This is a genomic window from Flavobacterium hauense, assembly GCF_054457175.1.
In genome coordinates this window covers 75,045-97,774 of the sequence record NZ_JBTKVX010000003.1, presented here as the reverse complement: position 1 = coordinate 97,774, position 22,730 = coordinate 75,045, and the positions used below count along the sequence as shown (strand labels likewise).

The following is a 22,730-nucleotide window of genomic DNA, read 5'->3' as shown; positions in this document are numbered from 1 at the left end:
ATGTAGAATTGAATATTTTTACTGTAACTGCCTGTCCGGAATCTGGCGTTTGTCATACTTGATATCGCTAAGCACAGACGATTTAATACCTATGAAAAAGCCCCAGTAGGAGTTAGGCCCAATAGGAACCCAGTTGAAGTCCATTCTCCAGCTTAAAAGGTCTCTTTCAAATCGCAATTGAGTGAATGTTACACCTTTTTGTACGAAGTCGTAACCGGATGAGAAGCCCATTTTCCAACGTGGTGTGATATCAAGATTACCCGATACCATTATGGAATTCCCTACGATCTTATTCTCACGGTTGTTATTAAAATAGGTAAGGGTATAGGCAAACCTTAAATCCCAGGGAAGCTTTGCGTTAAAGAACTTGCCTTCGCTTTTGTCCTTTTCGATGTCTGTGTCTTCATCTTCATCATCAAACATGCTGGTCCTGCTATCGTTCATATTTGTAGCCCTGCCAAAAAGATCATCTTCGCGGCCACCGTTACGGGTTGTTTGACTATCCTTATTTTTACCGTCAGCTTTATCGTCTTCACTGCTGATTGCATAGTTTAGCGTAAAATTGGCACCTGTCAGCCTAAAAAGGCTTCCACCGTTATTAATGTTATATACATCAATGGTCCTGCCTTCTTTGTCTATTGCATAAGGATCTAAAGTAGCGGCAACATTAATATTCATTTTTTCCTTAAAAAGGTTTGTTCCTGTAGATATCCTCAGAGGTGCCCATTTTATTGAGTCCTTAGCGATGTCATAGCTTGTATTGAAGCTAAGGTTATTCAGGATCAGTACCTTTTTAGGCTCTGCATCAGGATCATTCTCATCATCATTCCTTACTTTGGCCTCTATGGTATTATTCACGCCGATGGTGACCAGATTTGAAACCCTGTTGCTTGGGGTACCATACATACCGTTTTCAAATCTTGTATATTCTTTGGTACGGGTTCCGGTGGCATCACTCTTGTAGGTTTCATAATACCTGTCAAAGCTAGGAGTGTAAGTATAGGTTACATTAGGACGCATTACATGGCGAATGGCCTGTATTTTCTTGTTGTCGCCAAAGCTATATGTACCATATATGGTCGTGCCGACACCTGAAGAGAAATTATATGTCCTGAATGAATCAAAACCTTTCAGGTTTATAATCGTATCTTTTTTAGTATCGGGATTGTATTCTTTTTTTATGGTATTCATAAGCCAGTTTTCCTGATATGTAGAACTTGCAGTGACACTAAAATGCTTGAATACTTTAAAATTGGTGCTTAAAGGTATAATTTGCTGCATCCCGATTTTGGCATTGTCAAACATTTCTTTTTTAAAGAAAAGGGAATCAGTTGTAGCAATCCTGTTTTCAGCCTTTACACTATACTGAAGGTTTATATTTTTAAAAATTCCTTTTTTTGGTCCATCGCCCGGAGCAAAAGGAAATATCTTGCCTACACTAGCCTGAAATGTAGGCAGTGTCATGTTTATAACTTCGGTATTTGTATTTTGGTTGTGTGTCATTCCTATGGAGAAATTGACATCCGGTACGGTCTGGAAAGTTTTTGAGTAGGTAACAGATGAACTCAGGGTATTGTTCATAGTTGAACCAATATTATCCATGCTCAATGAGTTTCGGTAATACTTACTCGAACCAAGGTTTACCTGTGCGGCAAATCTCGAGTTAGGGTTAGCTTTAGCATCCTGGGAGTGTGACCACTGTATGTTATAGTTTTTAGCACGCTGATAGCCCGGAAGTCCTCTTTCTCCGTTAATTATGTTTTCGTATCTTATGTATACATTTCCGTTATACTTGTACCTGTTGGCATAACTGGACTGGAAACGGAGTCCATAGCTACCGTTGGTATAATAATCTCCGGTTATGGCAAGGTCATAATAATCGCTCAGGGCAAAGTAATAACCCCCGTTTTGTAGATAATAGCCTTGCTGGTTGTTGTCTCCAAATGTAGGTATGAGAAGACCTGAAACTGCTTTTTCGCTCATCGGAAAAAAAGCAAAAGGTATTCCCAATGGGGTAGGCACGTCGGCAATGTACATTATTGTAGGGCCGACAACTACTTTTTTACCTGGTACAAATTTGATTTTGTTGGCATAAAAGTAATATTCGGGATTATCAATGTTTTTTGAGGTTGTAAATCGAGCACCTTTAATATAGTATACCGAGTCGTTCTCCCTTTTCGTGATTTCACCTTTTATCCTGAATTCACCCTGGTCAGATCGCGAATTCCATATTCTGGCTTTTTTTGTCTTGGTATTAAAATGAATGGAATCGGCTTCTACTACATTATTGCCCTGTTTGAAATAAGGATATTGGCTGTAATTACCTAACGAGTCTTTTATCCTTCCGGCAAAGATTTCGTCTTTGTCATACTTCATAATAATTTTGCCGGCTTTAAGTTCTATATCTTTATAGAATAATTCGGCTTTATTATAAAGTTCAAGCTCTTTTTTTACCTGGTCTACCTTTTCGTAGTCCTCTGCTGTACGTTTGATGATGCCATCAAGGCCGTTCTTTTTCTTCTTAATGGTATCGTCTACAGAAACCGTAACCTCTTTAGCGGGATCTATTGAATCCTGCTTCTTTTGAGTGAGAGGGAGAGTATTCTTCTGTTTTTCAGCGGGTACCGGAGTGCTTTTTGTGCGGGTTTCCTGTGCTGAAAGTTTCAAGCTTCCTGTTGTTAGGAAAATTGATAATAAAACGATATGAAATAAGTTTGTACGCAACGGTTTTAATACTATTTTTGTAAAAATGTGGCTTATTTTCGAAGTGTCAAACTTACAATAAATTTAGCAAAATTAACCACTAAATGTAATTATAACATTAGCAGCATAATATCTAATATAACATGAGAGGGGACATGAAATTTAAACTGGTTTTTTTTACATTTATTGCTTTTTGCAGCTTTTCGTGGGCACAAAACAGCTCTAAATTTAAGGTCGTTCTTGATCCGGGACACGGAGGGAAAGACTTTGGGGCTACATATCATGATTTTGTAGAAAAAAACATTGCCCTTAACGTGGCGCTGAAGGTTGGAAAAATCCTTGAAAAGGATGCATCGGTCGATGTGATCTTTACTAGGAAAACAGATGTTTTTATTGAACTTGATGAGAGGCCTAATATTGCCAATAAGGCTAAAGCAAATGTTTTTGTTTCTATTCACTGTAATGGTGAAAAGAACAAAGTTGCGTTTGGAACTGAGACTTTCGTTTTCGACAGCACTAAGAGCGCTTCCAACTTAGAGGTTGCTAAAAAGGAGAATAGTGTTATCAATCTTGAAAAAGACCATAAGGTCAAATATGCAGGATTCAACCCTGAATCTCCTGAGTCTATTATTGGTATAACTATTCAGCAGGAAGCTTACAGGGATCAAAGCATTGATCTTGCCAGTAGGATTGAGGAAAATTTCACCGATGATCTTAAAAGAAAGAAAAGAGGCGTGAAGAGAGCACCGTTTTGGGTACTTCATAAAACGGCCATGCCAAGCATTCTTATTGAATTAGGATTCCTTTCATACAAACCGGAAGGTGAATATCTTAATTCAGACGATGGCCAGGATGAGCTTGCTGAAGCTATCGCAAAAGCGATAATAGGTTATAAAAGGGAATATTTTGTATCAGGAGGTGTCGTTGATAATAACGATTATAAAGATACTGTTGAAAAACCGGATACAAAGGCAGATCCAAAACCTAAGGGAGAAGAAAAACCGGTGAAGAATAATCCGGTGGCTGAGTCATCTGATGAGCCTGTATTTAAGGTGCAGATCGCAGCGAGCGGTAAAAGCCTTGAACTCGTACCTTCTAATTTCAATGGTCTTAAAAATATCACAAAAGATGCTTCATCATCTGTGATAAAATATTTTTATGGTGAGACCACAAGTTACACCGAGGCAAAAACTTTATTAGCCGAGGCCAAGGCTAAGGGCTATTCATCGGCATTTATAGTTCCTTTTAAGGATGGTAAAAGAATAAAAATTGAAGAGGCTCTTAAAAAAAATTAACAGGCAACCTTTAAAGTATTATTCACATTTTTGTAAAATTATTGTCCTACATTTGTTAAAAAATTATCCGTTTTGAAAATATCAAGAGAAGTTAAGACCGCAGTTTTAGTTATATCATCCATATTATTATTTATATGGGGCTATTACTTTTTAATGGGCAGAGATTTATTTAATTCTTACAAAACATATTACGTTACCTATGATAACGTAGAAGAGCTGTCTCCATCGGCTCCCGTAACACTTAATGGCCTTGTTGTTGGTAAGATTACCAATATAGCATTTATAGACCAGACAAGCGGAAAGCTTAGGATCGAGATGCAGGTGAAAACCGATTTTCCTATTTCATCAACAAGCAGCGCCGTAATGTATAAGCCAAGCATTATTGGTGGAAAACAAATAGCTATTGTTCCGGATATGAAAAACCAGCAGCCTGCTGCGGATGGGGGAGAACTGAAAAGTGGTGAGAAACCGGACATGCTTTCTTCAGTAGGAGATAAGTTAGCTCCATTACAAACAAAGGTTGAATCCACTATTGTTACTGCTGACAGCCTTTTGAATGGTTTTAAAAACGTACTTGATCCAAAGACACAGGCTAACCTACGCCTTGCGATAGCTGAAATGAGCGTGACAATGCAGGAATTCAGCAAATCGGCCCGTACACTTAATGCAACGCTTGCCGGTAACAGGGGTAATATTGATGCTACAATGAAGAATCTTAACCGTACAAGTGCTAACTTTGCAAAATTGTCAGATTCTATTGATGCAGCAAATATTGCGCAAACGGTAAGGAACCTTGAGGGTTCACTGGCTAAGGTTGACAATCTTATGAATGAAGTTAACTCAGGGAAAGGTACGCTTGGAAAGTTAATGAAGGACGACGCTATGTATAATAACTTAAACGGTGCGTCTAAAGAGCTGAAAGAACTTTTAGCTGATTTTAAAGCTAATCCTAAACGTTATGTTCATTTCTCTGTATTTGGTAAAAAAGCTACGCCCTACACCGAAACAGTAGTCGAGGAAAAAAAATAGACCGATCGATTTTATAGCAATCACTACTATATGAGTTACATAGATAATATACTTTTTGTTATAATCCTTGCTGTTGGCTTTGGTTATTTTGCAATCAATGTAAAAAAACTGATCCGCAACATTAAACTTGGCCGTAATGTAGACCGTTTTGATAATCCTGGAGAGCGTTGGGGCAACATGGCCATGATTGCTCTTGGACAATCAAAAATGGTAAGAAAACCTGTAATGGGTATATTGCACATTGTGGTTTATGTTGGCTTTGTCCTTATTAATATTGAGCTACTCGAAATTATTGTCGACGGTATCTTTGGTACACACAGGCTGTTCTCTTTTATGGGCGGCTTTTACAGTTTCCTTATCGGTACTTTTGAGATTCTTGCTTTTGGCGTTATTTTCTCGGTAGTCGTATTTTGGATCAGAAGGAATATCATTAAACTGAAAAGGTTTATTCATAGCGATCTGAACGGATGGCCTAAAAGCGATGCCAATTACATTCTATATTTCGAAACAATACTGATGGTATTGTTCCTTACCATGAATGCTGCAGATGGACACCTGCAGTCAGTAGGGGCTCATCATTATGCGCAGGCGGGCGCATTCCCTATATCAGGCTTTATAGCGCCTATATTTGATGGAATGTCTGAAGGAACTGTTATTATCATAGAAAGAGCTGCATGGTGGATGCACATAGTAGGTATATTGGTATTTATGAATTACCTGTACTACTCTAAGCACCTTCACATCTTACTTGCTTTCCCTAATACATATTTTGCAAACCTTAAACCTAAAGGTAAATTTGTAAATCTTGAGTCGGTTACCAATGAGGTAAAACTGATGATGGATCCTAATGCTGATCCTTTTGCCGCTGCACCGCCAATGGAAGAAGGCGCTGTTCCGGAAAAATTTGGCGCAAGCGACGTTCAGGATCTGAACTGGGTTCAACTGATGAACGCGTACACTTGTACTGAGTGCGGGCGTTGTACTGAGTCTTGTCCTGCAAATATTACAGGCAAGAAATTATCGCCGCGTAACATCATGATGAAAACGCGTGACAGGTTAGAGGAAGTAGGAAAGAATATCGATAAAAATAAAGGCACATTTGTTGATGATGGTAAGATGCTGCTTAACGATTATATTACACCTGAAGAGCTTTGGGCTTGTACTACCTGTAATGGTTGTGTTGAAGCCTGCCCGGTAAACATTGACCCGCTTTCTATTATTATGGATATGAGAAGATATCTTGTGATGGAACAGAGTGCTGCACCGGTAGAGCTTAACGGTATGATGACGAATATAGAAAACAATGGTGCCCCTTGGCAATACAGCCAGATGGACAGGTTAAACTGGAAAGACGAAGCATAATGAAAACGGAAGACATCGACAAAAATCTTCAGCCTATTACTGAGAATGGTGAACATTTAAGTCCGGTATTACCAGCAGATATCAAAAATTACCTTATTGATATTGATGGTACTATTTGTGACGATATACCGAATGAGGAACCGGAAAGAATGGTTACGGCCAAAGTGTATCCGGATGCGCTTGAAACGCTTAACAAATGGTATGATGAAGGACATGTTATCTTCTTTTTCACTTCACGCACTGAAGCCCATAGGGAAGTGACCGAAGCATGGCTTAAAGAACATGGGTTTAAATACCATGGGATGGTGATGGGCAAGCCAAGAGGGGGTAACTACCATTGGATTGATAATCACCTTGTGAAAGCGACCCGTTACAGAGGTAAATTTACCGATCTTGTTGATAAAGAAGTTACAATTCAGGTTTTTGATGACGGTAAGGACGAATAATGAATACTATGACTGATAATTTTACAGTACCAACAATGGCCGATATGATGGCTACAGGCCAGCAGCCTGAAGTTTTGTTTTGGGTAGGCTGTTCCGGAAGCTTTGATGACAGGGCGAAAAAGATAACTAAGGCATTTGTAAAGATACTTAACAGTGCCAATGTACCGTTTGCCGTTTTAGGAACAGAAGAAAGCTGTACCGGCGATCCTGCGAAAAGAGCCGGTAATGAATTTTTATTTCAGATGCAGGCAATGACTAACATTGAGGTGCTTAATGCTTACGAGGTGAAGAAAATCGTGACTGCATGCCCTCACTGTTTTAATACCATTAAAAATGAATATCCTGAACTTGGAGGTAACTATGAAGTAGTGCACCATACCGAATTCCTGAAGTCATTACTTAATGACGGAAGGCTTACTATTGAAGGAGGCCAGTTTAAAGGAAAAAAAATTACCTTCCACGATCCTTGCTACCTTGGACGTGCGAATAATATATATGAAGCTCCGCGTGACCTTATGGAAAAGCTGGATGCTGAACTTGTAGAGATGAAACGCTCTAAGCTTAACGGTCTTTGCTGTGGTGCCGGTGGTGCCCAAATGTTCAAAGAGCCTGAGAAAGGCAATAAAGATGTAAATGTTGAGAGGACAGAAGATGCCCTTGAGACACAACCTGATATTATTGCTGCTGGATGCCCGTTTTGCAACACTATGCTTACTGATGGTGTAAAAGCCAAAAACAGGGAGCACGATATTAAAGTAATGGATGTGGCAGAGCTTATTGCCAATGCAAAGGATTTATAATTATGTACGTACCGTTTGATACATTGCCGGAAGAATCCAGAATCTGGATTTACCAATCTAACAGGAAATTCTCTGATGAAGAGGTTGCCGAAATTGAGAAGTCGCTTCAGGAATTTCTGGAGAACTGGACAGCACATGGTGCCGGTCTTGAGGCTTCTTACCAGTTAAAATATAACCGATTCATCATTATAGCGATAAATCAGGGCACTCAGGCTGCTACAGGCTGCTCTATAGATTCTTCTGTACAATATATACAGGCACTGGAGCAAAAATTTGGTGTAGACCTGCTGGATAAAATGAATGTTACCTTCAAGCTTGGTGATCACATTGCTTATAAGCCTCTTATCGATTTCAAGAAGATGGCTAAAGAAAAAGCGGTATCGGCAAATACCATAGTTTTCAATAATCTGGTAAATACGGTTGGTGAATGGCAGGAATTTTGGGAAGTTCCCGCGGGAGAAAGTTGGCACAGCCGCTTTTTTTAAAACGTAATTTCACATAAGACACTATAAGAATCATCATTAGCAACAGGTAATGATGATTTGTTGTTTAAAAAAAATACAATATTTAATGAGGTTTTTCGTAATAGTTTTCCTGTTCGCCATTCAGTTGGCATCGGCACAGAACACAAAGATTTTTAGTGATTACAGCTCTGACGCCGAAAGAAAATGGGTGGATAGCATTTATACAGGTATGTCGTTTGAAGAAAGGGTTGGCCAGCTTTTTATGGTTGCTGCTTATTCTAACAAAGACGCTGCACATGAAAAAGGAGTTGACAAGCTTATTACTGATTATAAGATTGGCGGGCTTATCTTCTTTCAGGGTGGCCCTGTAAGGCAGGCGAGGCTAACCAATCGCTTTCAGGCAAAATCTAAAGTGCCTCTGTTTATTGGTATTGATGCGGAATGGGGATTAAGCATGAGGCTTGACTCTACCTATCGTTATCCGTGGAATATGACGCTTGGTGCTATACAGGACATGAAACTTATCGAAAAAATGGGCCAGCAGATGGCTATACAGGCAAAAAGAATGGGAATCCATTTTAATTTTGCGCCTGTACTGGATATAAATACAAATCCTTCAAATCCAATTATCGGTAACCGATCTTTTGGTGAAGATAAACTGATGGTGACAGAAAGGGCTTCGGCACTTATGCGTGGTATTCAGAGCCAGGGTGTATTTGCTACCGGGAAACACTTTCCCGGACATGGCGATACAGCCACTGATTCACATCACTCATTACCATTCCTTAATTTTACAAAAGAGCGCCTTAATGATGTCGAATTTTACCCTTACAAACGATTATTCAGTGAAGGGCTTTCAAGTATAATGGTAGCGCATCTTAATGTGCCCAGTATTGAGCCTATGCCAAATTATCCTACTTCGCTGTCATACAATGTTGTTACAAACATTGTTCAGGGAGAATTAGGTTTTAAAGGGCTTATATTTACCGATGCACTTAACATGAAAGGTGCAAGTGGTTACATGCAGCCGGGTGATATTGACCTTGAGGCATTCCTTGCGGGTAACGATGTGTTACTATTTGCTGAAAACGTACCCGTGGCAATTGAAAAATTCCGTCAGGCCTATACTGACAGTGTTTTGTCTGAAGAACGCTTACAACTATCGGTTAAAAAAATATTGGCTTACAAATACAGGGGAGGGCTTAACCACTATAAGCCTATTGATCTTAAGAATCTATACAATGAGTTGAATGGTCATGAGTATGACGATCTGAACTATCAATTGTATGAAAATGCGGTTACGGTATTAAAGAATGAACAGGAAACCGTACCGGTTATGGCGCTTGAGAACGAGAAGATCGCTTACGTAAAATTGGGTGATGACGACGGTTCGGTGTTTCTTAATACGATACAGAAGTATGCCGAAGTTACAGAGGTACAGGAAGACAGCCTACATTTGCTAACTGCTAAACTAAAAGATTTTTCGACTGTTATTGTGGGATATCATAAAGCTGACGGAGCATGGAAAAAGCATGACTTATCAGCTAAAGAGCTCACGTGGCTTGATACAATTGCTAAGAACAAACGCGTGATATTCACTCATTTCGCAAAGCCTTATTCACTTAACCCAATAAAGAGCTTTAGCAACATAAAAACGGTTGTCCTTGCTTATCAGAATAATGCAATCGCACAAACGGTTGCTGCTGAGATTATTTTTGGCGCTGTAGGCTCAAAAGGTAAGCTGCCGGTAACTATTGCTTCTTCATTTAAACTTAATGACGGCCTGTATACCAAAACGACTAACCGACTGGGTTTTACAACGCCTGAAAACGTAGCTATGAGTTCGGCGAAGCTTAGTAAAATTGATATGATTGCCCAGAGAGCCATCTCCGAAAAGATGACACCGGGACTTCAGGTGCTTGTTGCGCGAAAGGGTAAAGTAATTTATCAAAAGTCATTTGGTTATCACACGTATGCCAATGATGTGAAGGTTAAGAATTCTGATATTTATGATGTTGCGTCGCTAACGAAAGTCTTATCGACACTGCCAAATATAATGCAGCTATATGATAAAGGAGAGGTAAAGCTTGATTCGGAGTTAGGCGATATGTTGCCTGTTTTTGCGAATCATACCGATAAGAAACACATTACATTAAAAGATATGTTGCTGCACCAGGCGCGTTTCCAGCCATGGATGCCATTTTACCAGGAAACATTAAACAGCAGTAAGCAGCCGGATTCTCTGTTGTACAAAAACTCCTATAGCCCTGAATTCCCTAATCAGGTAACCGAGAACCTGTTCCTTATAAAAGGATATCAGGACACTATTGTAGCCCGTATTGCTGACAGTAAACTGCTTAAGAAAAAAGAATACAAATACAGCGACTTTTCATTTATCCTTTTAAAAGAATATCTGGAAAAAAAAACAGGCAAACCGCTTGATGTACTGGCGTATGATAATTTCTACAGGCCGCTGGGTGCTGCCTATACGTCATACAATCCGCTGCGTCGTTGGGATATGTGTAACATACCTCCAACAGAGATAGATAATTATTTCCGATATACCGAGATTCAGGGGTATGTGCACGATATGGCTGCCGCTATGGAAGATGGTGTTGCCGGCCACGCGGGATTGTTCTCGAATTCAATGGATGTTGCCAAGATCATGCAAATGTATCTTCAGAAAGGTAATTATGGAGGAAAACAATATTTCTCTGCACAGACGTTCGACACATTCAATACCTGTTATAATTGTAAAGAAGGAAACAGGAGAGGACTTGGCTTTGATAAGCCGCAGATTGAGAAATCCGGACCTACATGTGGCTGCGTTTCGAAATCGAGCTTTGGACATACCGGCTTTACCGGAACCATGGCGTGGGCTGATCCTGAAACAGAAATTGTATATATATTCCTGTCTAACCGTACATATCCTGAAGCAGGAGATAACAAGCTGTCTAAAGAAAATATCAGGGAAGATATCCAGAAGGCAATTCAGGAAGCTATTATAGAGTAAGTTTATTTGTTGATGTGTAGATTTTTTTATTTGAAGCTCATTATCAACAGACAACCAAACAATTAGTTATGCAATATAAAGTAGATACAGCAGATCAATACATGGAGGCTATTCCTGAAGAAAGAAAAGCACCCATGATGAAATTACGTGAAGCCATTGTTGCTAACCTACCGAAAGGTTTTAGTGAAGGTGTTGGTTATGGTATGTTAGGATGGTCGGTACCGCACAGTATGTATCCGCAGGGATACCATTGCGACCCTAAACAGCCGCTTCCATTTTTGGGTATCGCTTCCCAAAAGAACTTTATTGCGTTATACCATATGGGCGTATATGCCGATAAGGATTTATACGACTGGTTTGTTGCTGAGTTTCCTAATCATAGCAAGTATAAGCTTGATATGGGCAAGAGCTGTATCCGTTTCAAGAAACCCGAAGCGATACCCTTTGAGCTGATTGGTCAATTGGTTGCGAAAATGACCCCCGAACAGTGGATTTTGCTTTATGAAAAGAACCTAAAGCGTTAAAATATTTGACAGATAACTATTACGGTTAATTTAGACTAAAAACAGGCTTTGCCTGTTTTTTTTATGTAATTTCGTTACTTTATTACATCACTTTATGAAAATTGCAATAGTATGTTACCCAACCTTTGGAGGTAGCGGTGTTGTAGCCACAGAATTAGGGTTGGAACTCGCACGCAGAGGTCACGAAATACACTTTATTACCTATAGCCAGCCGGTCAGGCTCGCACTCCTTAATCCAAACATCCATTACCACGAAGTACACGTGCCGGAATATCCGCTTTTCCATTATCAGCCTTACGAGCTGGCATTGTCCAGTAAGCTGGTAGATATGGTAAAACTGTACAATATAGAGCTGCTGCATGTTCATTATGCTATTCCGCATGCTTATGCAGGCTATATGGCTAAAAAGATGCTGAAAGAACAGGGTATCAGGATACCAATGGTTACTACACTTCATGGTACCGATATTACGCTTGTAGGCAATCATCCGTTTTACAAGCCGGCAGTGAGTTTCAGTATCAACCATTCTGATATTGTTACTTCAGTATCACAGGATCTTAAGGACGCTACTTACCGTTTGTTTGATATTAAAAGGGAAATTGAGGTTATTCCTAACTTCATTGAGATAGACAAAAATCGCCTTGATGCCAATTCGGAATGCCACCGTTCACTGATGGCGACAGAAACTCAGAAGATAGTTACGCATATCAGTAACTTCCGGAAAGTGAAGCGCATTCCTGATGTGATAAAAATATTCAACGAGATACAAAAGGTAATGCCTGCGAAACTGATGATGGTAGGTGATGGCCCTGAAAAAGGCCCTGCAGAAGAGCTTTGCGAACAGTTGGGTATTTCCGATAAGGTTATTTTCTTCGGGAACAGCAACGAAATAGGTAAGATATTATGCTTCTCTGATTTGTTCCTGCTGCCATCTGAAACGGAGAGCTTTGGACTTGCGGCACTTGAGGCTATGGCCAGCGGTGTGCCTGTAATTTCGAGTAATACCGGAGGTCTTCCTGAAGTGAATAAAGAAGGTTTTTCGGGTTATCTTGGCGATGTTGGCGATGTAGAAGGTATGGCGCAAAAAGCGATTTCTATTTTGTCTGACGATAAGGTTCTGCTTGAATTCAAAGAGAATGCACTTAAGGTTGCCCAGGAATTTGACATACAAAACGTGATGCCGATGTATGAAAGACTATATCGCAAGGCACTTAAAATGCACAGTAAATAAGAAAAATCTGCCTATAAATGAAAGTGGCATAAAAAATGTAATGATGTTATAAATCATTAAATCAAACCTTATGAAAAAAGTAATTACGTTTTGCCTAATGCTTGTAATAATTACAAGTTGTAGTATTAATGTGGTAAATAATATAAAGGTAGACGCTGCCGTTGCCTTTGAGATACTGAAGCAGGATTCGTACGGAGGCCGTGACCAGAAATCTACTGTGGTTATCAAATCGCACGATGAGCTGGTAAAGCTTTATAAAGAACTGGGCTGGACAAATGTCCCAACCATTGACTTCTCCCAAAATAATGTAATAGCCTTGTTCATGGGCCAAAAGAATTCTGGCGGTTACAGCATTGGAGTAAGGAAAGTGACTATTGAGGATAACACTGCTATCATCAGCACGGTTGAGACAAAACCGGAAGGTATGGCTACCATGGCACTTACTGCGCCTTATTGCATTGTTGTTGTAGCTAAAACCGATAAGGTGGTAGTGGAGTAAATAGTTATACTGAAAATATATCAAGCCCCGAATTACTTAGTAGTTTGGGGCTTTTCTTTTTAATAATGCTTTTTGAAAGTTGTTCTGGCAGAATGCCATTTGATCAAATGATAATCGTATGGAATTTTCTTTTTTTTATGATTTAAGACTTCGCTTTCTTCTTGGGTTATGCGTCTTAATAATAAAGTCCTGTCATCATTATCCAAAATTCCAATAACTTTTGAAAAGTCGGGGGATTGAAAAGTGTCTTTTTCGCTACCAATAAAAAGAATCTTCTGGTTACCATAAACAGTGTCGTTTAAGACTTTACTTTTTATAAATAGTTCAATCTCTGATGATGAAATCTTTATGAGTTCTTCCGGTTTAAGATTGATAAATTTAGCAGGATAACTATCTTCATCATATCCGGTACCACATCCCGGAAGCAAGGGTATATCATGTTGGAAATAATATAGATTTCCAATTGAATCTACTATGAAATTGTGAATAGAATAGTACTCATGTAATGCAATTGGAAGGGGGATATTATCAGGATTGGGTTGTTTTTTCAGATGCTCCCTTAATGCTTCGAATGTATAAAAAACAGAACGTTCATGTTTCGGTTCCTTTTTACAGGCTACCATAGCAAGCAGGTAAATTATAAATATAAGCCTTTTCATAATAGACATTTTGCGTTAATGAAAGTCAAAAGGGTGATGAAAAATATAATAGTTTTTTTTATTCTACTGGTTTGATGCTGAAAGATAACCATATTCCGCCAAATCATCAACATTGGAAACCGGTATCAATCGTCCGTTTTTTAGAAGGAGGCAATTGGTAGCTGTTTCCAGAATGTCGTTATAATAATGATCAGTCATGATGATTCCTTTGGTCGTTTTGAGACTTAACAGTTTTTCCTTGATCTTTTCCCTGTATAACGGTTCTACCATTGAGAAAGGTTCATCGAGCATTATAAAGGGGTGGGGGAGCGTACCGATAAGCATCAGCTCAAAATAACGGATTTCACCTAACGAAAGGTTACCTGCTTTGGTATTTGCCATTCGGGTAACCAAGGGATCATATAATATCTTGTCCTGTATATCGCCATTGGTAAAGTACAATGCTACGATGTCACGGACCTTAATGCTCTTTGGCAGAAATGAATCCTGGGGGAGATAGGCGATTTGTTGCTGAGGAATGATCTCTTCAGGTTCGATGGGTTTCTCATTTATCCTTATTCGAATCCTGTCGGCTTTCATGGTTCCGAAAAGTATCTTCAGCAGTGTCGATTTTCCGCTTCCGTTACGGCCAAAGATTCCTACTATATCTCCTGTGCGGCATTCCAAAGCAATGCTATCCAAAACAGATTTTGTATTGAAGTTCTTTGTTAATTCGTTAATTGAAAGTTGCTGCATAATCAGAATAGCTGGATTATGGCCAGCAGTATCGCTACGATTGGCAGGTTAACAAAAAAAGTGTTCAGGGCGAGCTGCCTTCGGGTGTACCCTAGATTATGGTAAAAATAATACTGTTTCTTATAATAATAGTTGAAAAATAAAATCCCAACTCCGATTCCAAAAGAGGCGAACAGTATTGGAAACCAAAATGCCTTTTGGGAGAAAAAAGCCATTATTATTGAGAATACCAAATTTATGGCCGTTGTTACGCGGTAATATTCCCAAAAGGCTCTTATGTTGAGTTGTGCCATAAATCAAAAGTATCAATTGATTCTTAATAAACGTAAGTTTAATCTGTAAAAGTATTGTGTTGGCATAAAAAAAACCGGTGTTAAACCGGCTTATTTTATAATATCTGAGATGTAAGGCCAAAGAACCTGAACTCCCCGTGAACTTTCACAAACTGGAAAGCATGGCTTGATCCCGGATGCCCTTTTGATAATTCATCCGGTTTATAGGTTGGAACCCATACTTCATATACTTTAAGGTCTTTAGATCCTGTCCCGTCTTTTGGTATGAACGATGGCTTGAAATCTTTTAGTACCATGCTGTTGAAAGCATAACCTCTTTTTGTAAGTGCTTTATAAACAGGAGAAACTTTGAAATCTGCCGCTACGGTAATATAGAATACGTCAGAAGGTACAAAATGGGTTACATCACCTTGTTCGCCACTTCCCGGGCATTCGGCGCAATCTACCTGTACCAGTGCTATGTTGTCAAAAGCTGTTTTGTCCTGGTTTTCCAGTGTCTTAATAAAGGCAACGAAGGTTTTGTCCAGCTCGTCCCATTCGGTAGGCTGCTTCTGCGCAACGGGTTTGGCTGTAGTTGCAGGCTTTTTGGTTTTAGCAGTCGGCTTTTTTTGTGCCCAAGCCATATTGGTAACAAGTATAAAGGCTATTATCAGGTATTTCATAAGATTCAATTTGAGAAGGCGAAAATAATTTAAATATGCTGATTTAAAAAATGAATGATCTCAAAGTCAGTGCTATTTATCAACAACACTAAAATCTAATCCTGCATCCATAATGAATTCGGGTATTTGTGATGCTTCAGTTTCATAAGTTGTATAATAATTTATAGCCTCTTTAGGTAGAAACTGAAGTTGTTCAGCGCGGGTAACCTTGTCAATTTTTTTTCCGAAAGGAGTCAGAAGTGAGTTAAGATCCTGGCCGGCACGCGACGTTATCAGTATTTCATAGATTTCTTCTCTTTTTTTTGGTCCAATCTGAACCCAGGTGATTCTTCCAGTATTGCCATATTTTTTATAATAGTTGCGCGAAACATCAATTGCGAGGTCACCTGTTTCTATTAGAAATCCAATGCCTACATCTTCAAGAGACTTCGTGTCAAAATCTTTCGCTGCTTCCTGCATAAGTTTTTTAACCTCCAAATATCGTAAACGATAAGGTTTGTTTTCTATATATTTTCTTTTCTGGCTTGCCATACCTAACCCCAAACCTAAGTGTAGTTTTCCTTGTTTATTCTGGAAAAAAACTATTCCGGTTTTAGAAGTATCTTCTGCAATAACCAGGCGATACTCTATGATTTTAGCATAATAATCATCCTTCTGTTCATCTCTTACTACTATAGTGTCCTGTGTTTTCTTTTCAGGCTGTAAATTCTCTTTTTTTGAGCATGAACAGAGTAGTAAGGACGTCATCAGGATAATAAAAGCTAATCGTTTCATGGTGTTGGTTTTTGATTGTTAACACTATAACGCAAAAAACGCCGGTATTAATACCAGCGTCTTTTATTTTTTTTAGAAGCTTCAGACTTTCTTGAGTTGTTCTGATTCTGCTTATTCTTATTGCGAAGGTCGGGCTTTTTCTGCTCTTCAGGTTTAGCTCCGGGAACTTCATCTGCATAAGGGAAAGGATGTCCGTCTATTACTTTGATCTTAATACGGATTAGCTTTTCGATGTCCTTAAGGTAAGGAAGCTCATCTTTACCACAGAAAGATATTGCCAGTCCTTCATTTCCGGCCCTTCCCGTACGGCCAATGCGGTGTACATAGGTTTCAGGGATGTTAGGAAGGTCGAAGTTTATTACATACGGCAGGTTTTCAATATCAATACCACGTGCGGCGATATCGGTAGCTACCAGTACAGGAATTTCTTTGTTTTTGAAAGCATCAAGAATACGCTGTCTTGAACTCTGTGATTTATCGCCGTGTATGGCACCGGCCTCAACACCGTTTTTCTTTAGTGCTTTTACAACGTTGTCAGCACCGTGCTTAGTACGGCTAAATACCAGTAAGTTGCTTAGGTTCTCGTTACGGATAAGGTGGTATAAAAGCTTACGCTTGTCGCCTTTATCTACAAAGTATATTTGTTGTTTTACCCTTTCGGCAGTAGATGATACAGGTGTAACCGAAACATATTTCGGGTTGGTAAGGAAACTATCGGCAAGCTCACGGATCGCAATCGGCATGGTAGCCGAGAACAATAGTGTCTGCCTGTTATCAGGAGTAAGCTTGATGATTTTCTTTACATCGTTGATGAATCCCATATCCAGCATCTGGTCGGCCTCATCAAGTACCAGCGTATGCAGGTGGTCAAGGTTTATGAAGCCTTGCTTGTGCAGGTCTAATAGCCTTCCCGGAGTTGCGATAAGAATATCAACGCCACGTTTAAGTTGGTCCGTTTGCGGAACCTGGTTAACACCTCCAAAAATAGTAAGCTGGCGGATGTTGGTATATTTACCATACGTGTCAAAGCTCTCGCCGATCTGTAATGCAAGTTCACGTGTAGGTGTAACTACAAGCGTACGGATATGCTTTACTTTTTTAGATGAACCTACAATGTGGTGCAGTGAGTTAAGGATAGGGATCGCAAAAGCTGCTGTTTTTCCTGTGCCTGTCTGCGCACAGCCTACAAGGTCGGTTCCTTCAAGTATGATTGGGATGGCTTGTTCCTGGATAGGAGTAGGGCTTTTGTAACCTTCTTCTGTCAGGGCCTGTTGTATATTTCGTATTAGATTAAGCTCTTCAAATGTCATTTAAATGTAATTTATTTCTTTACAGATGTCGCAAAGATGCTACAAAGATAGGCTAAAAAAAATTACCGTTTGTTTTTACCGTCGGGGCTTTTAAAGGCGTATTTTTACCGGCTCAAATTCTTACTCTCAATCTACAGCACAGTTATGGCAAAAACTGAAAATAAAGGTCTGCAAACAACATTTGTCGGGATAGTTGTCAGTGGTATACTTGCAATATTAAAAGCATTGGGAGGTATATTTGGTAATTCTTATGCTCTTATTGCCGATGCTATTGAGTCTACTGCCGATATCTTTACTTCAAGCATGCTTTGGCTTGGCCTTAAATGGGCTTCCAAGCCTGCGGATGAAGACCATCCTTACGGACACGGAAAAGCCGAAGCACTTATTGCTATCGGGATTGCTCTTGCACTTACTGTTGCCGCCTTTGTAATAGGAAAAGAGAGTGTGCATAATATCATGACACCTCATAAAAGCCCGAAAGCTTATACACTGATCATATTACTGGTTGTTATCGCTACCAAAGAGATATTATATCGTTATGTGAAAAAAGTTGGAATTGCAATAAATAGCGAAGCAATTAAAGCTGATGCTTTTCATCACAGGAGCGATGCCATAACATCGGCAGCTGCTTTTATAGGTATCAGTATTTCGCTTATAGGAGGCAAAGGTTATGAGGCAGCAGATGATTATGCGGCTCTTTTAGCAAGTGCAATAATCCTGATTAATGTCTACCAGATTGCAAGGCCGGCAATAGGGGAACTTCTTGATGAAGACCTTGATCCGGCACTTAATGAACGGGTACGTGAACTTGCTGCCGAAATAAATGGGGTTACCAACGTTGAGAAATGCCACACCCGAAAAATGGGGGTGCTAAACCATGCCGACCTACACATTTGGGTAGACGGTAATTTATCGGTAACCGAAGGGCATACCATATCACATGCTGTTAAAGATCATATCCAAAAGGTATTACCGCAATTTATTGAGGTAATGATTCACATTGAGCCTGATGGACATCATCATTAAGAAGGATTGTTAGATAGTTAGACGATTGAATTGATGGATTTTTTGGTTATTCGATAGTCCAAATAATCAAACTATCTAAAAATCTAAATATCCGATTTCGCTTTCATAAAGTCCGTTATCAGGTAGGCGATAAGCTTTCCGGTAAGGTGATTGTTCTTTTCGTTATCAAGATCGGGTGCACCTTCGCAGATATGCAGATAAGCAGCATTTTTATGCTGTCCAAGGTAATGAATAAATTGTCTTACTTTCTCAACGCTGAATCCTGTAGGTGTTATGGCACTACTTGCAACATTGGGGATTGAATCCAAGTCGATTTCTATACCATAAGCATCATCTTCAATAAATCCAAGGGCATGTGCCATCTCCTCAGAGTAGCTTTTTTCTTTGCGAACACTTATCTGCTCGTATGTATTGAATTTAATGCGGTCGTAATATTTCTTTATATTTTCCGTCACTGCTTTAGAAGTGTAGTTCTCATGCAGACCGAAAATAAAGTATTTTTTCAGGAAGCCTTCTTCAAAGGCATAAGAGAATCCGTTACCACTATGGCGGCCTTCCAACTGCCTGAAATCGGTATGTGCATCAAAGTTAATGGCATTAACGGGTTTGCCTTTTGCCAATGCCGTACCCTTAATATTTCCGTAGGCATTGTTGTGGCCTCCGCCAATGATTATCGGGGTTTTTCCTGCTGCAACTATCTGGCATACAACGTGGGCAACATCTTTGTCCAGCTTGTCTACGAGTTCAGAAAGTTTTTTGCGTCCTTCAAAGGTAGTAGCATCCAGGGTTGCTGCTTCGGTCATCAATTCAGTAACATTGATTTGTCCTAATATTACAAGATTGCTCCCTTTGGCATATTTGTTATGCTGAAGATTTACGATACTTTTTATCGTTGATTCCCAGGCTGATGCGGTGCCAGGTCTTCCGAAGTTAGCACGCACCCCAATATCTTCAGGGATACCTAAAAGTACATATTCGGCTTCGCTGGATCTTAGGAATTCGGGTACACTTGCTTCTTTGGGGATAGTAAGTATCCTTTCTCCAAATTTGATTTCTCCGCTTCGTTGAGCAGTATATTTAGTCTGGTCGTTAACAGTGAACCTTATGATGTTTTCCATGTTGTTTTTGTTGGATTCAAAAATACTATTTTCCCCTAAATTTTCGTTAAAATACTATTGGCAAATCAAAATTAATATAAATTTGGAAAAAATATTTTAACAATGGAAAATCAAAAAAGTAATTCTAGTTTAAAGGCTATTATAGTAATATTAGCCATATTACTAGCGGGAAGCCTTGCTTACATGTACAAAATGAGTACAGACAGCGAGACAACAGAGAAAACGCTTATGTCTGAAAAAGACAAGCTTATTCATGATCTTGAGGAGACAAAAGCAAATTATGATGCAGCTATTGCGGACAACTCTGCCATTAAAGGTGACCTTGAAGCAGAGCGCGCGAAAATTGAGCAGCTTCTTGCAGAGGTGAAAAAATCTAAAGGTGATGTTGCTTCTTTAGCACATTACAAAAATGATTATCGTAAACTTAAGCGTGAGTACGATGACTTAATTGCGCAAAACACTGCACTTAAGGAGCAAAACGCTACACTTACTACACAACGTGACAGTACTGCAACGGCTCTTGGTGAGTCTAAGAGGTTTAATGACACTCTTGTAGGGCAAAACGAGAAGCTTTCTAAAACTGTTGAGAGAGCAGCTAAACTTCAACTTTTAAATCTTCATATACAGCCGTATAAAGAGAGAAGTTCAGGTAAACTGATACAGACAGACAAAGCTAGCAGAGTTGATGTGATCAAGGTTACTTTTACAATTGCGGCTAACGAAGTTGCAGCTGCAGGTAACAAAATGTACTATGTACAGGTTATCGACCCTAAAAACAATGTAATAGGAGATAAAGCTACTGAGGCATTTGGTGACCAGTCACTAACGTACAGCTTTATTACTAATGCTATTTACGAAAACAAAACGATGGAAGTTAAAGAAACAATTTCAGGAAAAGACTTTGCTAAAGGACTTTATACTGTAAATGTATTCGATAAAGGCCAGCTTGTTGGCAACACAACTTTCAACCTGAGATAATCAGATTTTAGAATAATTAAAAGGGGCTGTCTCAAAAGGACAGCCCCTTTTTGCATATAACAAATATCTTCATGAGCTGCTATCATCGTTGGCATTGCTTGGGGAAAGTGTGGAAATATGCGAAAAAGTGTAGAAAAAAAATGGGTAACAAGAGATTGTAGTTTACCGTTGTTGTTGGTATACAGTGGTTTGTTAAAAAGGTATAGTGTTTGGTATTTGGGTTATGCTTCCAAAAGCCTATTTCTAAAAACACACCTATAATGCTAAATTACACCGAAACTACCCCGACACTTCCATCAATAGAGATGGTAAAAGAAAACATTGCCGAAAAACCACAAAGAAAATTTATTATACAACAGTTGAAAGCACAGCGCAGAAAACAACTTTTTGTATTGGCAGGAACTTTTTCCCTGCTCATAGGGGCCACCGTAGCCTTTTATTTTTTGAAAGACGAGTTTGAGCAATTAAATCTGGACAGGATGGCAACGTCTTGGGGTTTCGCACTATTAGTGCTTACCGGAACACTGTTCTTATTCCAGGTTAGCTTTTTCATATACAATATAGTTCTTTATTTTAAGTACAAACTCATCAAGTCAGTACCAGATGATCAATTGCCGGTATGTACCGTAATTGTGCCTGCTTACAATGAGGGCAGGCTGGTCTTTGATACGCTGGTAAGCCTTGTCAAAAGCAGCTATCCTGAAGCCAAACTCGAAATAATGGCTATAGATGATGGTAGTAAAGATGATACATGGCAATGGATGCAGCGCGCCAAAGCTGAATTAGGTGACAGGATATCCATCTGCCAGCAGCCGGAAAACAGAGGCAAGCGCCATGCTCTTTACCGTGGTTTCCAATCGGGTAAGGGAGAGGTTTTTGTAACTGTAGACAGTGATTCTGTAGTAATGGCTGATACATTGCGCAATCTGGTAAGCCCTTTTGTGACGGATGAGAATTGTGGTGCAGTTGCCGGAAACGTACGTGTGCTAAACAATAAGAAAGCTATTATTCCTAAAATGCTTAATGTTAGTTTTGCCATGAGCTTTGAGTTCATGCGATCTGCCGAAAGTGCTTTGGGGTCGGTAATGTGTACACCGGGTGCACTGGCAGCTTACAAAAGAGTGGCTGTGTTTAACTGTCTTGAAGAATGGATTGATCAAAGCTTCATGGGACAGCCTTCTAATATAGGGGAAGACAGGGCGATGACTAATATGATACTTAAACAGGGACATCATGTAGTGTTTCAGAAAAATGCAGTTGTACTTACTAATGTTCCTGAAAAACTTAGTGGGCTTTCTAAAATGTTTATAAGATGGGGCAGGAGCAATATAAGAGAGAACATAATGATGTCAAAATTCATATTTGCCAGGTTTCGTGAAGGAAGCAGGTTTGGCGCCAGGCTTCTGTTCATCAACCAGTTTATAAGAATTGTAATGGCCTATCCGCTTATTGCGTTAATGCTTCTTTTTGTTGTAACGCATCCGCTACTGTTCTTAAGTACCACATTGGTAAGTATATTGATATTCTCGAGCTTCTCAGTAATTTTTTATTCCAAAAAACATAATGTAAAAGGTGCTTTCTGGGCCTATTCCTACAGTATACTCTATACGTTTTGTTTGTTCTGGATAACGCCCTATGCAATTGCCACAATGGGCCGCAGCGGCTGGCTTACCAGAGAATTGGTGCAGGAAAAGAATATTTCATAAACCGGTTCACTTTAAAAGAATCAGGGTATAAAACAAGGGGCTTTCTCATTTTTGAGAAAGCTCCTTGTCATTTTACTCTAAAGCGAGTAGTAGTTTAGATAAT

At 39.4% G+C, this 22,730-nt stretch carries 20 protein-coding genes; 13 read left to right on the top strand and 7 right to left on the bottom strand.

Annotated elements, in window-relative coordinates; all coding sequences use genetic code 11:
* Nucleotides 1–18: 18 nt before the first annotated feature.
* Nucleotides 19–2,724, bottom strand: a complete 2,706-nt coding sequence (locus tag ACX0HA_RS02690) for a putative LPS assembly protein LptD (protein WP_458843733.1) — start codon at nt 2,722–2,724, stop codon at nt 19–21.
* 134 nt (nt 2,725–2,858) lie between these two features.
* Here ACX0HA_RS02690 and ACX0HA_RS02685 point away from each other — a divergent pair, with 134 nt between their 5' ends.
* From ACX0HA_RS02685 to ACX0HA_RS02640, 10 genes are all read left to right on the top strand, one after another.
* On the top strand, nt 2,859–3,998 hold the full coding sequence (locus ACX0HA_RS02685) for an N-acetylmuramoyl-L-alanine amidase family protein (protein WP_458843732.1): 1,140 nt from the start codon (nt 2,859–2,861) through the stop codon (nt 3,996–3,998).
* A gap of 72 nt (nt 3,999–4,070) precedes the next feature.
* Nucleotides 4,071–5,027 (top strand): MlaD family protein, encoded by a 957-nt coding sequence (locus ACX0HA_RS02680; RefSeq protein ID WP_458843731.1) that lies wholly within the window; start codon nt 4,071–4,073, stop codon nt 5,025–5,027.
* 30 nt (nt 5,028–5,057) lie between these two features.
* Nucleotides 5,058–6,389 (top strand): 4Fe-4S dicluster domain-containing protein, encoded by a 1,332-nt coding sequence (locus tag ACX0HA_RS02675; protein WP_458843730.1) that lies wholly within the window; start codon nt 5,058–5,060, stop codon nt 6,387–6,389.
* Nucleotides 6,389–6,835: an LNS2 domain-containing protein gene (locus tag ACX0HA_RS02670; protein WP_458843729.1), complete on the top strand. Its 447-nt coding sequence runs from the start codon at nt 6,389–6,391 to the stop codon at nt 6,833–6,835. The genes ACX0HA_RS02675 and ACX0HA_RS02670 overlap by 1 nt, the downstream gene beginning before the upstream one ends.
* 8 nt (nt 6,836–6,843) lie before the next feature.
* Nucleotides 6,844–7,635, top strand: a complete 792-nt coding sequence (locus tag ACX0HA_RS02665) for a (Fe-S)-binding protein (protein ID WP_458843728.1) — start codon at nt 6,844–6,846, stop codon at nt 7,633–7,635.
* A 2-nt stretch (nt 7,636–7,637) separates the two neighbouring features.
* Nucleotides 7,638–8,120 carry an ABC transporter ATPase gene (locus tag ACX0HA_RS02660; RefSeq protein WP_458843727.1) on the top strand — a complete coding sequence of 161 codons (483 nt, stop codon included), beginning with the start codon at nt 7,638–7,640 and terminating at the stop codon, nt 8,118–8,120.
* Between the two features lie 85 nt (nt 8,121–8,205).
* Nucleotides 8,206–11,112 carry a glycoside hydrolase family 3 N-terminal domain-containing protein gene (locus ACX0HA_RS02655; protein ID WP_458843726.1) on the top strand — a complete coding sequence of 969 codons (2,907 nt, stop codon included), beginning with the start codon at nt 8,206–8,208 and terminating at the stop codon, nt 11,110–11,112.
* 68 nt (nt 11,113–11,180) lie between these two features.
* Nucleotides 11,181–11,636, top strand: coding sequence for a DUF1801 domain-containing protein (locus ACX0HA_RS02650; RefSeq protein ID WP_458843725.1), 456 nt, complete (start codon nt 11,181–11,183; stop codon nt 11,634–11,636).
* A 94-nt stretch (nt 11,637–11,730) separates the two neighbouring features.
* A complete protein-coding gene (gene bshA, locus ACX0HA_RS02645) occupies nt 11,731–12,867 on the top strand; it encodes an N-acetyl-alpha-D-glucosaminyl L-malate synthase BshA (protein ID WP_458843724.1) in 1,137 nt (378 codons plus the stop codon).
* 70 nt (nt 12,868–12,937) lie between these two features.
* A complete protein-coding gene (locus ACX0HA_RS02640; protein WP_458843723.1) occupies nt 12,938–13,366 on the top strand; it encodes a protease complex subunit PrcB family protein in 429 nt (142 codons plus the stop codon).
* A gap of 59 nt (nt 13,367–13,425) precedes the next feature.
* Here ACX0HA_RS02640 and ACX0HA_RS02635 read toward each other — a convergent pair whose 3' ends face one another.
* The 5 genes from ACX0HA_RS02635 to ACX0HA_RS02615 form a co-directional block, all read right to left on the bottom strand.
* Nucleotides 13,426–14,025 carry a hypothetical protein gene (locus ACX0HA_RS02635; RefSeq protein ID WP_458843722.1) on the bottom strand — a complete coding sequence of 200 codons (600 nt, stop codon included), beginning with the start codon at nt 14,023–14,025 and terminating at the stop codon, nt 13,426–13,428.
* Between the two features lie 63 nt (nt 14,026–14,088).
* Nucleotides 14,089–14,760: an ATP-binding cassette domain-containing protein gene (locus ACX0HA_RS02630; protein WP_458843721.1), complete on the bottom strand. Its 672-nt coding sequence runs from the start codon at nt 14,758–14,760 to the stop codon at nt 14,089–14,091.
* A gap of 388 nt (nt 14,761–15,148) precedes the next feature.
* The gene (locus ACX0HA_RS02625) at nt 15,149–15,715 is read right to left on the bottom strand and encodes a hypothetical protein (protein ID WP_458843720.1); all 567 of its coding nucleotides are present in this window, start codon (nt 15,713–15,715) and stop codon (nt 15,149–15,151) included.
* Between the two features lie 72 nt (nt 15,716–15,787).
* Nucleotides 15,788–16,489, bottom strand: coding sequence for a hypothetical protein (locus ACX0HA_RS02620; RefSeq protein WP_458843719.1), 702 nt, complete (start codon nt 16,487–16,489; stop codon nt 15,788–15,790).
* Nucleotides 16,490–16,536: 47 nt separating this feature from the next.
* On the bottom strand, nt 16,537–17,799 hold the full coding sequence (locus ACX0HA_RS02615) for a DEAD/DEAH box helicase (RefSeq protein WP_458843718.1): 1,263 nt from the start codon (nt 17,797–17,799) through the stop codon (nt 16,537–16,539).
* 144 nt (nt 17,800–17,943) lie between these two features.
* Between ACX0HA_RS02615 and ACX0HA_RS02610 the strand changes: the two genes are divergently transcribed.
* Nucleotides 17,944–18,825: a cation diffusion facilitator family transporter gene (locus ACX0HA_RS02610; RefSeq protein ID WP_458843717.1), complete on the top strand. Its 882-nt coding sequence runs from the start codon at nt 17,944–17,946 to the stop codon at nt 18,823–18,825.
* 83 nt (nt 18,826–18,908) lie between these two features.
* On the opposite strand, the gene ACX0HA_RS02605 is transcribed toward ACX0HA_RS02610, so the two are convergent.
* A complete protein-coding gene (locus ACX0HA_RS02605; RefSeq protein ID WP_458843716.1) occupies nt 18,909–19,943 on the bottom strand; it encodes a formimidoylglutamase in 1,035 nt (344 codons plus the stop codon).
* A gap of 102 nt (nt 19,944–20,045) precedes the next feature.
* On the opposite strand from ACX0HA_RS02605, the gene ACX0HA_RS02600 reads away from it, so the two are divergent.
* Both ACX0HA_RS02600 and ACX0HA_RS02595 read left to right on the top strand, forming a co-directional pair.
* The gene (locus tag ACX0HA_RS02600) at nt 20,046–20,921 is read left to right on the top strand and encodes a hypothetical protein (protein WP_458843715.1); all 876 of its coding nucleotides are present in this window, start codon (nt 20,046–20,048) and stop codon (nt 20,919–20,921) included.
* Between the two features lie 260 nt (nt 20,922–21,181).
* The gene (locus ACX0HA_RS02595; protein WP_458843714.1) at nt 21,182–22,627 is read left to right on the top strand and encodes a glycosyltransferase family 2 protein; all 1,446 of its coding nucleotides are present in this window, start codon (nt 21,182–21,184) and stop codon (nt 22,625–22,627) included.
* The last annotated feature ends 103 nt before the right edge of the window (nt 22,628–22,730 follow it).

Bases quoted from the DNA above. Each gene is read 5' to 3' on its own strand.
- ACX0HA_RS02685 (WP_458843732.1), top strand. From the start codon at position 2,859: ATGAAATTTAAACTGGTTTTTTTTACATTTATTGCTTTTTGCAGCTTT.
- ACX0HA_RS02675 (WP_458843730.1), top strand. From the start codon at position 5,058: ATGAGTTACATAGATAATATACTTTTTGTTATAATCCTTGCTGTTGGC.
- ACX0HA_RS02670 (WP_458843729.1), top strand. From the start codon at position 6,389: ATGAAAACGGAAGACATCGACAAAAATCTTCAGCCTATTACTGAGAAT.
- ACX0HA_RS02665 (WP_458843728.1), top strand. From the start codon at position 6,844: ATGACTGATAATTTTACAGTACCAACAATGGCCGATATGATGGCTACA.
- ACX0HA_RS02660 (WP_458843727.1), top strand. From the start codon at position 7,638: ATGTACGTACCGTTTGATACATTGCCGGAAGAATCCAGAATCTGGATT.
- ACX0HA_RS02655 (WP_458843726.1), top strand. From the start codon at position 8,206: ATGAGGTTTTTCGTAATAGTTTTCCTGTTCGCCATTCAGTTGGCATCG.
- ACX0HA_RS02650 (WP_458843725.1), top strand. From the start codon at position 11,181: ATGCAATATAAAGTAGATACAGCAGATCAATACATGGAGGCTATTCCT.
- bshA (WP_458843724.1), top strand. From the start codon at position 11,731: ATGAAAATTGCAATAGTATGTTACCCAACCTTTGGAGGTAGCGGTGTT.
- ACX0HA_RS02640 (WP_458843723.1), top strand. From the start codon at position 12,938: ATGAAAAAAGTAATTACGTTTTGCCTAATGCTTGTAATAATTACAAGT.
- ACX0HA_RS02635 (WP_458843722.1), bottom strand. From the start codon at position 14,025: ATGAAAAGGCTTATATTTATAATTTACCTGCTTGCTATGGTAGCCTGT.
- ACX0HA_RS02630 (WP_458843721.1), bottom strand. From the start codon at position 14,760: ATGCAGCAACTTTCAATTAACGAATTAACAAAGAACTTCAATACAAAA.
- ACX0HA_RS02625 (WP_458843720.1), bottom strand. From the start codon at position 15,715: ATGAAATACCTGATAATAGCCTTTATACTTGTTACCAATATGGCTTGG.
- ACX0HA_RS02620 (WP_458843719.1), bottom strand. From the start codon at position 16,489: ATGAAACGATTAGCTTTTATTATCCTGATGACGTCCTTACTACTCTGT.
- ACX0HA_RS02615 (WP_458843718.1), bottom strand. From the start codon at position 17,799: ATGACATTTGAAGAGCTTAATCTAATACGAAATATACAACAGGCCCTG.
- ACX0HA_RS02610 (WP_458843717.1), top strand. From the start codon at position 17,944: ATGGCAAAAACTGAAAATAAAGGTCTGCAAACAACATTTGTCGGGATA.
- ACX0HA_RS02605 (WP_458843716.1), bottom strand. From the start codon at position 19,943: ATGGAAAACATCATAAGGTTCACTGTTAACGACCAGACTAAATATACT.
- ACX0HA_RS02600 (WP_458843715.1), top strand. From the start codon at position 20,046: ATGGAAAATCAAAAAAGTAATTCTAGTTTAAAGGCTATTATAGTAATA.
- ACX0HA_RS02595 (WP_458843714.1), top strand. From the start codon at position 21,182: ATGCTAAATTACACCGAAACTACCCCGACACTTCCATCAATAGAGATG.